This is a genomic window from Streptomyces sp. NPDC004561 (assembly GCF_053602155.1).
In genome coordinates this window covers 1-9,746 of sequence record NZ_JBSGDB010000348.1, presented here as the reverse complement: position 1 = coordinate 9,746, position 9,746 = coordinate 1, and the positions used below count along the sequence as shown (strand labels likewise).

10 protein-coding genes and 2 pseudogenes are annotated in these 9,746 nt (G+C 69.7%); 3 read left to right on the top strand and 9 right to left on the bottom strand.

Going from position 1 to position 9,746, the window contains the following annotated elements:
• From ACWEN3_RS33260 to ACWEN3_RS33245, 4 genes and pseudogenes are all read right to left on the bottom strand, one after another.
• Positions 1-490, bottom strand: a pseudogene (locus tag ACWEN3_RS33260) (STM4012 family radical SAM protein); the annotation flags it as partial.
• Positions 487-1,344: an STM4013/SEN3800 family hydrolase gene (locus ACWEN3_RS33255; protein WP_452978468.1), complete on the bottom strand. Its 858-nt coding sequence runs from the start codon at positions 1,342-1,344 to the stop codon at positions 487-489. The pseudogene ACWEN3_RS33260 and the gene ACWEN3_RS33255, both read right to left, overlap by 4 nt.
• A 46-nt stretch (positions 1,345-1,390) precedes the next feature.
• Positions 1,391-2,560 (bottom strand): STM4014 family protein, encoded by a 1,170-nt coding sequence (locus ACWEN3_RS33250; protein WP_452978465.1) that lies wholly within the window; start codon positions 2,558-2,560, stop codon positions 1,391-1,393.
• Positions 2,561-3,466: an STM4015 family protein gene (locus tag ACWEN3_RS33245; RefSeq protein WP_452978462.1), complete on the bottom strand. Its 906-nt coding sequence runs from the start codon at positions 3,464-3,466 to the stop codon at positions 2,561-2,563.
• 214 nt (positions 3,467-3,680) lie between these two features.
• On the opposite strand from ACWEN3_RS33245, the gene ACWEN3_RS33240 reads away from it, so the two are divergent.
• Entirely contained in the window at positions 3,681-4,043 is a 363-nt protein-coding gene (locus ACWEN3_RS33240; protein WP_452978459.1) for a hypothetical protein, read from the top strand.
• A 180-nt stretch (positions 4,044-4,223) separates the two neighbouring features.
• On the opposite strand, the gene ACWEN3_RS33235 is transcribed toward ACWEN3_RS33240, so the two are convergent.
• From ACWEN3_RS33235 to ACWEN3_RS33215, 5 genes and pseudogenes are all read right to left on the bottom strand, one after another.
• Positions 4,224-4,697 (bottom strand): hypothetical protein, encoded by a 474-nt coding sequence (locus tag ACWEN3_RS33235; protein WP_452978456.1) that lies wholly within the window; start codon positions 4,695-4,697, stop codon positions 4,224-4,226.
• Between the two features lie 76 nt (positions 4,698-4,773).
• Positions 4,774-5,064, bottom strand: a pseudogene (locus ACWEN3_RS33230) (transposase); the annotation flags it as partial.
• Positions 5,065-5,954: 890 nt separating this feature from the next.
• A complete protein-coding gene (locus tag ACWEN3_RS33225; protein ID WP_452978453.1) occupies positions 5,955-6,743 on the bottom strand; it encodes a GvpL/GvpF family gas vesicle protein in 789 nt (262 codons plus the stop codon).
• Positions 6,744-6,746: 3 nt separating this feature from the next.
• Entirely contained in the window at positions 6,747-7,145 is a 399-nt protein-coding gene (locus ACWEN3_RS33220) for a gas vesicle structural protein GvpA (protein WP_452978450.1), read from the bottom strand.
• 617 nt (positions 7,146-7,762) lie between these two features.
• A complete protein-coding gene (locus ACWEN3_RS33215; RefSeq protein WP_452978448.1) occupies positions 7,763-8,140 on the bottom strand; it encodes an STAS domain-containing protein in 378 nt (125 codons plus the stop codon).
• Positions 8,141-8,299: 159 nt separating this feature from the next.
• Between ACWEN3_RS33215 and ACWEN3_RS33210 the strand changes: the two genes are divergently transcribed.
• Positions 8,300-8,830: an ATP-binding protein gene (locus tag ACWEN3_RS33210; RefSeq protein WP_452978445.1), complete on the top strand. Its 531-nt coding sequence runs from the start codon at positions 8,300-8,302 to the stop codon at positions 8,828-8,830.
• Between the two features lie 56 nt (positions 8,831-8,886).
• Positions 8,887-9,084, top strand: coding sequence for a hypothetical protein (locus ACWEN3_RS33205; protein WP_452978443.1), 198 nt, complete (start codon positions 8,887-8,889; stop codon positions 9,082-9,084).
• The last annotated feature ends 662 nt before the right edge of the window (positions 9,085-9,746 follow it).

The following is a 9,746-nucleotide window of genomic DNA, read 5'->3' as shown; positions in this document are numbered from 1 at the left end:
GGGTGGCGCCCCGTTCGGCCAGAACGGCCAGGCGGTCGGCGGTGGCCGTGGCGGGCGACGCCTCGACGGAGAGCGCAATCGCGCGCAGGTCGGCTCCCATCCGGTACTCGGCTATGTCGCACAGGCGCTGGAGTTCGCCGGCGGTGAGGAACGTGGGTGTGCCGCCGCCGAACGCGGCCGTCGCGAACCGGATGCCAGGAGTGTCGCCGAGGGCCTCGCGGACCGTCGCCGCCTGGCGCTCCACGGCGTCCAGGTAGGCGGTCGTCAGCCCGTCGGGAGCGCCGATCCGGGTGAACAGGTTGCAGAAGCCACAGCGCACCTCGCAGAACGGTATGTGCAGGTAGAGAGAGAGCGCATCCTTGGGCTCCTGCTGCCACAGGGTGCTGAGTGAGGGGCGGTCGGGCAGGCGGCGGTAGGCGGTCTTGTGCGGGTAGGCGTAGACGTAACTCTGGTACGGGCTTTCGCCGGTGGTCTGCGGTGTGCGCGTCATCCGGTGGCCTCCGCGGACGTGTGCGCCTGGTCGGGGGCGGTGTCCTGAACACGGCCCGGTTCGAGGAAGAAGTGCGCGTAGGGCACCGTCCAGACGGACTCGTGCCCGAGGCGGTGTCCGGTGTAGCCGTCGTCCCCGTAGGCCGTGCCGTGGTCGGAACAGACGATGGCGAAGCAGCGGCGCCGGCTGCTGGCCGCTTCGAACAGCCGGCCGATGTGCCGGTCCACGTATTCAAGTGCGGCGGCGTGGGAGGCGAGGGTGTCCCCTGCCTCGCGGTGCGCGCCGGGCAGGTGGAACCAGTTCGGCTGGTGCAGGGCCGATACGTTGAGGAAGAGGAAGAGGCGCCGGTCGGCGGGCAGCCGGCGTACGACGGCCTCGGCGCGCGTCACCTGCGACTCGAACGACGTGGGCGAGGCGACGCCGAACTCCGGCTCCCAGTGGGATTCGTGGAACATGCCGGGCAGAACGGAGCCGAGCGGGCCCTGCTTGTTGAAGAAGCCCACCCCGCCGATGCAGACGGTGTGATAGCCGGCCTTGGCGAGGCCGGAGACGAGGTCGGGGGTGTCGTAGACATAGGTGCCGTCCGCGGTGGTCTCGCTTCCCCCGAATCGCGCGGCGAACAGGCGTGGGTGCGGGCCGGGAGCCGCTGGTGTCGGTAGAAAGCCGGCGAAGATGGCCTGGTGGGAGGCGTAGGTGAAGCTACCCGGTGCGTGCCTCTTCTCCCAGAGTCCGCCTGGCAGATGGCGCGCCAGGTGTGGGATGCGGCCCGCCGCCGCGAGTGCGGCCGCCACGTCGTGACGCAGGGTGTCGAGGGTGACGAGCAGGAGGTCGTGGCTGCCGACGATCCGGTTCATGTCCGGCGCCCCGGCGGGATCCGGGGGCAGGTCGGCAGGCGTCGTGTCAGGCGAGGGCATGGGGGGTCTTCGTTTCCTTCTCGGGCGAGTGGTGCATGGGTGCGTGCCGGGCCAGGGCGGCTGAGACCTGCGCCGCGTGCGTGTCGAGTCCCTCGGCGCCGCTCCCGGGCAGGCCGGTCAGCCCGGGCAGCAGGTCGCCGAAGGCGTTCACCTCGCCGACGGCCACGCGGCGCCAGCCGATCGCGGGCAGCAGGTCCACTCCGACGCACAGGGTGCCCGGGAAACAGGCTGCGGCCTGCTCGCACACGCCGAGGACGTCCGTCCAGCGGGCGCCCGCCCTCTCCATTACGGACCGGGCGGCCTCGAGGTCCCCGCGGCGGCCTCCCAGGTGCAGGTTGGTCAGCGGGGACGCACTGGTGCGCACGACGGCGTGTGTGGCCTTCCCGGCCACCACGACGACCCGCAGGTCGGCGGTCCGTCCGGCTTGGGATGCCTTGGGAAGCCAGCGCTCCAGGTGCAGGCCGTCGGGGGCCAGGGTGTCGACGATGGCCGCGATCTGCCGCTCGTCCGCGTAGCGGCGGATGCGCAGGGAGTTGAACAACCGCCCTTCCGGCGAGAGTTCGACCGAGGTGGTGGCCCGGACGCGGCCGTCCCCGGCGCTTTCGACCGCCAGCACGCCGGAGGCGGACGAGCCGTGCGCGAGCTTCACGAACAGCCGTGGCATCCGGTGCTCTTTCATCAGCGCGCGGACATCGTCCCAGCCGCGCACCGGCGGCGCGGCGGCACCGGAGGTGGGTGAGCAGGGGACGGGTACGCCCGCGGCGGACAGCACGGCGTGGCAGCGACGTTTGTCGAACAGGACGGCGAGCTCATCGTGGTCGTCCAGGCGGATGCCGCCCCGCAGGCCGCGCAGCACGGACGTCAACGTCGCGTACCAGCGGGCCGAGCCCTCCACCCGGGTCGGGTCCATGGGGCCGCGCAGCAGCCGGTCGACGGCCGGGGTCTCACCCGGGGAGTCGAGCCGGACGATCTCGTCGGCTGCGAAGTCGGCACCGCCGGTGCGCAGGAGCTGCGCCCAGGCCACGACACGTGGGGCCGGCAGGCCGGCGGCGCGCACCGCCTGGTCGAACAGCGCCACGCGGCGGTTCTCGGGATTGGCGACCACGGCGAAGCGCACCGTGCCCCGCTGCCGCTGGTGTTCGTGGTGCGGGGCCACTTACTCACCCACGGCCACGTAGCGACGCGTCGCGCTGTCACCGACCTGGTGCCAGTAGGCCTCGCCGCGGTCGAGGGCGAGCTCGACGCCCGCGGGTTCCAGCGCCTGGCGGATGCGGTCCAGCAGGGGCTCGCTGATGTAGTGGTGGTGCAGATCGAGCTTCTTCAGATGCGTCAGGGGCCGGCCGCTCAGGAGGGCCGCAGCGCCCTCGTCCGTCAAAGTGCCCATGGAAAGATCGAGCGTCTCGAAGCGGTCGACCACCGGAGCGGACGCGACGGCCGCGGCGACGGCGTCCTGTATCTCGCTGTTGCGCAGCGCCAGACTGCGCAGGCGGGGCAGGTGAGTCCCGGACAGGATGGGCTCCAGATCGGCCACCTCGGTGTCACCGCCGTAGTCGGGCGTGCCCAGCCACAGCTCCAGGTGCTCCAGTGCGGGGAGATCGCTCGCACCGACACCGCGCACCACCTCCGCGGGCAGCCCGCCGGCCTGCATCGTCAGCCTGCGGAGCCCGGTGTGACGCACGGCGGGGAACTCCAGGTACGATCCGCCGCGCACGCCGAACTCCGCCAGCTCGGGGAAACCGGCCAGGAGCGGAGTGACGTCCGTCTGGGGGATCCAGGAGATCTCGCTCTCCTCCGGGGTGATGTCGCCCAGGAACACCGCGCGTAGGTCGGGAAGACGGTCACGAGCGGCGAGCAGGGCCTCGATCACAGGGGAGGAGTCGAACTCGTACGCCTCCCCCCAGGGTCCGACGACCAAGGCGTGCACACGGGTGGTGTCGACCGTGTCCAGGAAGCGGGCGAACTCGGCCTGCCATTCCTCCGGACTCTCGTCGAGGTCGACGGCGACACGCCAGGCACAGGACTCCGGTTCCGGCAGGTTCCGTGGGCCGGTCGATCCCGGCACGGCCTCGGCTCTTCCGGGCAGTCGCTCCCCGCGCGTGGACCAGCCGCCCAGGCCGCTGTCCGGCCGGCTTGGCGCCCGAACGGCATGCAGGATCCCGTCCGCCGCAATCCGCACAACTGGTCGGAAAGCTCCTGCGGGTTACCGAAGATCCGGTGCGTTACCCGTTGTGGGGCCCGAACGGCGGGAGCGGTGGCCGAGCCGGTGCCGATCCCTCATGCCGGCCGGCCACGGCGGCGGCCAGTGCCAGAATGGCCTCGACTTGCGCGATCTGAAGGTTCACATCGGTGGGCCCTCGCCCCCTGATGAAGCCTCTCACCGGCGTCAGCGCGTCGATGGCAGCCTGGGCGTGCTCCTCGTAACTGGCCACGAAACGGTCCCCCTCACCTTGATCACACAGGCGCTGCAACGTACCACGCCGGGTCCGGAGGCCCCGGTCGGCCTCCCACGGATGAGGTGGTGCGCCAGCGCCGCCGCGCTCTCCACCTGGCTGGTCGTCACCACCATCGTCGCCGTCGTTGGGCTCGTCTCCATTCCCGGCGATGCTCAGTTGGCCGAGCTCGAGGCGTACTCATCCTGACGTACCGTCCCATTCGCTGCGGCGGGTGACCGTGCTTCGTGTACGGCCACCCGCCGCGCAGTGTGTTGATGCGCCCCAGGAGGGGATACAGCAGGGCTGATGCGTTCTCACTCAGCGAGACCCACTGGTAGTGGGTGCCTGCGACGGGACGGGCGGGTCGTCCGGGTTGGACATGCGGCCTCAGAGGACTCGCCATGAGTCGTCGCTGATGCCCAAGTCTTCTCGGGCTCGCTCGTGGTACTTGTTCAGGAGTTCGTGGAACTCGCCAACCGCGGAGGAAGGTTCGTGTGCGCGCGCCTGTCCCAGGATCTCCCACAGAGCCACATTGACGTGATGCGCTGCCATGACAGCTTGAGGATCGGCCAGCAGTACGAGTGCTTCGAAGAGAGCTGAGCGCCTGCGCTCGCCTTCTTCCATCATGGTCGTGAACTCCCTGCTGGCCTCTGAGCCCTCCTCTGCCAACCAGGAGCGTTTCGCGGCGTCAACCACCTCCTTCACGCATGCGGCGTACTCGATGTACGTGTCAAGTTTTCGTTGGTCCCAGCGAGTTGCCATGGTGCGTCGGTGCTTGGCGCGTTCGGCCATGGTGACGGACAGGTACGAAGTCAGGGCTCCGACGAGCACGCCCGCCAGCGTTACTATCTGGCTGATCATGCCAGTGACCGTATCGCCAGGGGAACCCACGAGACCGACCGGCTGAGTCAACGTCTCCACCAGCTCGTACCACGAGGGCGACGCCGCGCCTTGCGATCAGCGGTTTGATGCCGCGTTTCCACAGCAGGCGGCGGTACTTGTCGAAGTCGTAGCCACGGTCGGCGTACACGCCACGGGGCTTGTGGCGGGGCCGTTCCCGCAGGCCTCGAATCGGCGGGATCCCATCCAGCAGGGGCAGAAGCTGGGTGATGTCGTTGCGGTTCCCGCCGGTGAGTGTGACGGCGAGCGGGTTCCGTGGCCGTCGACGATCAGATGATGCTTGGAGCGGGGGCGGGCGCCGGTCGACGGGCGAGGGGCCGACGTGACCCTCCCTTTTGGTCCTCGGCTTGGGGCGCAGGGGGAGCAGTCAGGGGCCACTGCACGGCGCATACATCCGCTCGGACCGGGCACGCACGGGTTGGGGCATGGGTGAGCAACGCGGCGGCACGGCGGGATGACCGTGCCGCCGCGTTGCTCCGTTCCCATCCGGCATGCCAGCCTCGTTTGCGGCGGAGAGGCGGGACCAGGCTCATCTGTGGTGCGGGCTGCGGCTCCTACGCCTCGCGAGTCGTGGGCACGAGGTCAGGAGGGCCTCTCGCTGCTGAACGAGGCGGGCTGGGTAGCGAGGACCGACAACGCACGGTCGGCCGCAGGACAGCCCGCGTCCCTCCGACGTGAGAGCCGGCCTGAATTCCTGAACCGTTGCGACGACAGTGGCAGGCGGGTGATCTCGGCGCTGCCGTTCGCGGGATTGTCTGCGTGGACGGGTCCGCGAACGGCAGCGTTTCGTCCTGGTTGTGGGGGACGGCTGGGAGGACTCTGGAAAGCGTGCCGAGGAAGACCGTCCCGAGATGCAGTCAGTGCGGGAGTCCGCTCCCCGAGGGCAGCCGCCGCTCACGTCGGTACTGCTCAGCGGCTTGCCGTACGAAGGCGTGGCGGTGGCGGAGCAATGTCGAGTTTGCTGCCGCGCAGCGGGCGGACACCGCGTACCGTCGGACGAAGGTCCGGTGCCCGGTCTGCAAGGGATGGTGGTTCGTCGGTGAGGCCCCGGGCCGGAGCCGTAAGCGGGTGGACGCTGTGTACTGCTCGCCAAGGTGCCGGACCCGTGCCTATCGCCTGAGGCGTATGCGGTCAGAGAGCGTCACTGTGCCCCGACATCCAGGAGCACATCGGGCGCAGCCCTCGGAAGGCGATCGCTGATCGGGAGGCAGCGGCCTATTATCCGTCCGGCTGGGTGGCCGTGTTTCCGAACGCTTCCGTGGCGCCGCCTTCGGCCTGCTGGGAGGAGGGGGGTTCAGCGAAGCTGTAGGGCGGCAGCGGGCCGTTGACCCGCAGCTCGAGGTGCGGGTGCTCCTGGCGGAATTCATCGACCGCGGTCAGGAACTGCTCCTCTGAACGGCGGTTCACCAGGAAGGAGAGGTTGGCCAGCCATCCGGTGCTCTGCGCTCCGGCGCTGACTACCCGGACCATGGGTGCCAGTGCCTGGTGAAGCAGGTCTGCGTCGGTCGTCTCGCGTTCCTGGATGGCGGCGGCGGTCATTTCCCCGAGCCGGATCTGCTGCTCCTGTGTGCCTCCGCCGGCTTCGCGGTTCGCTCGTGCCAGCGACCGGATGTCATCGTGGCCCGCCATGATCAGATGGAGCACGGCCTCCTCGTTGTGGTTGGCCTTGATGTTGTACTCCGCCGTGCCGTCCAGCGCCTGCAGCCGCTCAAAAAATTGTCCCGCACGCTCGGCGAGCACCCGGGTCACCGTGTCGTCGTCCGGGGAGGCGCTGCCGAACCGCATGGGCAGTACTACGCCGCCAGCTCCGGCTTCGTCCAGGACGTGCTGGTGGGCGAGCAGGTCGCGGCGTTTGGGCCGCAGCTCCTCGGGGGCGTCACTGACGATCGCGGCCAGCTCGCCCTCGCGCAGCACGCGGACCGGCCGCGCGGGGTCTCCGATGCCTTCCATGTCCTGGGGGAGGGGGGAGTGCGAGGCGCGGATGATCCCGTAGACATAGGTACTCATCTGTTATTCCCCTCCCCTGTGCGCGGCCTGCTCGCCCTGACGTTCCTGGCCCTCGTCGCGTGCCTGCTTGAAGGCCTCGGAAATTGTCTCCGCGGCGCCGGACAGGGCCCCCTTGGTCTTGCCGCGGGCGCCGGACTCCGTCATTTGGCCCGTGAGTTCCGTGAGCCCGGCCGGCTTGCGGGGGCCCGCTTCGAGGTCGAGGCGGTTGCACGCCTCGGCGAAGCGTAGGTAGGTGTCGACGCTGGCGACCACGACGCGTATGTCGATCTTGAGTATCTCGATGCCGACGAGGGAGACCCGCACGAACGCGTCGATCACCAGTCCCCGGTCGAGGATGAGCTCCAGGACGTCATACAGGCCACTGGAGCCGCCCCCGCCGCCCTGCTGTGTCGCCACGGTCATCGCGATCAACCCCTTACTGTCTGATCTGCTTGTTCCCGTGGGCGGAGACCACCGGCAGCAGCAGCGCGTTCGGCCTCACTGTCCTTCGCTGAGTGAGACTTCCGAGCCGGGTAGCCGCCACACCTGCGACGAAACACGAGGACGAGGGTGGTGAAACGGGTCGACCCCCTCGCGCCGACCCGGCACCTGCTCGAACAGTCAGCCAAATCTCATTACGATACGCAGTTGCATCTTGTCTTTGAGTGACCGCCGTGGGTGACAGGGACGAGTTGCTGGCCGATGTGTGCCGCACGCTTGAGCGCGCGGGCTTTGACCTGGCTTCTGCCGACCAGGACGCGGGCGGGCTGCGGGTCCGGCGGGAGGCGGATGCCGTGGTGGTGACCTGGGAGCCCGCACCGGGCCGTGGCCCCGCACCGCACGCGATGGAGCCCGAGGGCGCGCACGGCCCTGCGGCACGCGCTCACGGTGATCCTCACGCAGACCGGCCGTGCGATGCAGGTCGACTCCGAATCCGGTGAGATCCAGGCAGGCTGCTTCTCTGATACCGCGATCAGGGACCAGGCAGCCGTGTGCAAACAGTGGGACGGTTGAGCCGTTCCGTCGCTGGGCTGTGACGGTCAGTCGGTGAGTGCCTGCTGAAGGGTCTCGTGGCAGTCGATGACGGTGTCGAGGCCGACGAGTTGCAGGATGCGCTGCACGGATTGGCCGGGCTCTGCCAGGCGGAGCCAGCCGCCGGCCTCGGTGAGAGTGCGGTGGGCGGCGATGAGGATGTTGAGGCCGCTGGAGTCCATGAAGGTCACCCGCCCCAGGTCCACCACGACGCGGGGCCGGCGGGTGCCCGAGACGTCCAGGGCCTGGCCGAGCGTGTCACCGGTTTGGTGGTCGATCTCCCCGGTCACGGTCAGCACGTGGATGCCGTCGGTGACGGTGGTCACGGCCGACAGTTCGCCCCGCTGCACCGCCTGTCCGGTGTGCGCCACTTCTTCCTCAGCCATGTCGGTGATCCTGGCACAGCCAGATCCTTGTGGGAATCGCTGCCCCGAACGCACGGGGTGATGCCGTGGTGAGATGCAGCCCACAGTGGGGCATCAGGCGTCACCCTCTTTGGCGTGGGTATACGCGCGTGGTGTGAAGGGGTAGTGAAGGTGGCCGCGATGGAATCTGTGCCCGTGGGCGAGGACGGCGCCATGTCGGGCGAACAGGTCCTCCAGGCCACGGTGGCCTTGGACGGGGACGGCACAATCATCGCCGAGGCCCGTCACCTGGCTGCCGATTTCCTCACCCGCGTCCAGGTCGATCACGGGCTGCCGGTCTCGCAACGCGCCATGGATCTGACCCGGTTGGTGGTCAGCGAGCTGGTCACCAACGCCCGCAAGTACGCTCCCGGGCCGGTGCTGCTGGACCTGCGGATCGCCGGTGACACGGTCGAGGTCGTGGTGTGGGACTCCGATCCGGTGCTGCCCATCGCCCGGGCCGCGGACGTCGGCCGGGTGGGCCAGCACGGCCTGGAGATCGTCATGGCCGTCGCCCAGGGCTTCGAAGCGCAACGGGAACCGGTCGGCAAACGCATCACCGCCCGCATCGCCCTGCTGGACGACCCCGGTGGGGCGGTCGCCGGGCGCCGCCCCCTGGAACGGCAGGGCGGCAATAGCCACCACGGGACCTTCACACGAGCGGGCTGGTAACCGGATGCGGCCCGGGCACCCGACTGCGGCCGTCCTTCGTGAGGGGGCCCGACGCCGTGGTCATCGTTGCTTGCCTGCTGCTGCCCATGGCGGCTTTGGTGCTGTACGGGATGGACCGTGTCGAGGACTGGCTCACCCGCACCCCGCAGCCGTCCCGCCACGCCCGCCACCGGCACCTGCGCCTGATCCAGGGCGGCAGGCAAGGACCCCTCACGCGTCCGCGAACCGGCCGACGACGGTCTGACGCCGCCTGACGGCCCCAACACGCAGCCGTCCCGCCCCTGTCACGGGCACTCGCACAGCTGCTCCCAGCCGCTCCCAGTTGGAGCGGCGGGAGGAGCGCCGGGATGAGGGAACACCGCCCCGGCACCTTCCACTCCTAGCTGGCGAAGGCCCGCACGGTGTCAGATCAGTCCGCGGCAACCGCGTTGACAGCCGTGGCAGTCATCGCGGCGATCCTCATCCAGGGCGACAGTCCTGCACAACACCGGGCGAAACCGCGGCGACCGCCCTCCGCGCCGTGTCGACGCGGCACGCCGCGAGGTGCCGTTGCTGTCCGCCGGTCACGCCACCGCCCTGCAGGCGGCGAAGGCCCTCGCCGACCGGCTGGCTGCCGAACACGGGCTCACATACGTCACCTACCGCAACGGCGCCCGGATGCCGGTACGGGCGTGGGCGGAGGCCGCGACGCTGGCCAAGAGCGAGGGTGGTGGGCTGGCCCCAGGTGTCGTTGTCGTTCGCTGCGGATGCGGGCGCGCTCGCGGCGTAGGCGGCCGGGACGTCGGAGTGGCGGGCGTCGGTGTTGCGCCAGCGCAGAGGTGCTAGTGCCGCATCAAGCTACGTTCGCCCTGTCGTGATGTGTCGCCCAGTTGCTGCGCCGGGAAGCGCCAGACGGCCAGAATGATCACGTGGCTGA

Excerpts from the sequence above, each read along its gene's own strand:
- ACWEN3_RS33240 (WP_452978459.1), top strand. The coding sequence starts at position 3,681 with ATGCCGGCCGGCCACGGCGGCGGCCAGTGCCAGAATGGCCTCGACTTG.
- ACWEN3_RS33255 (WP_452978468.1), bottom strand. The coding sequence starts at position 1,344 with ATGAACCGGATCGTCGGCAGCCACGACCTCCTGCTCGTCACCCTCGAC.
- ACWEN3_RS33225 (WP_452978453.1), bottom strand. The coding sequence starts at position 6,743 with ATGAGTACCTATGTCTACGGGATCATCCGCGCCTCGCACTCCCCCCTC.
- ACWEN3_RS33220 (WP_452978450.1), bottom strand. The coding sequence starts at position 7,145 with ATGACCGTGGCGACACAGCAGGGCGGCGGGGGCGGCTCCAGTGGCCTG.
- ACWEN3_RS33215 (WP_452978448.1), bottom strand. The coding sequence starts at position 8,140 with ATGGCTGAGGAAGAAGTGGCGCACACCGGACAGGCGGTGCAGCGGGGC.
- ACWEN3_RS33210 (WP_452978445.1), top strand. The coding sequence starts at position 8,300 with ATGGAATCTGTGCCCGTGGGCGAGGACGGCGCCATGTCGGGCGAACAG.
- ACWEN3_RS33235 (WP_452978456.1), bottom strand. The coding sequence starts at position 4,697 with ATGATCAGCCAGATAGTAACGCTGGCGGGCGTGCTCGTCGGAGCCCTG.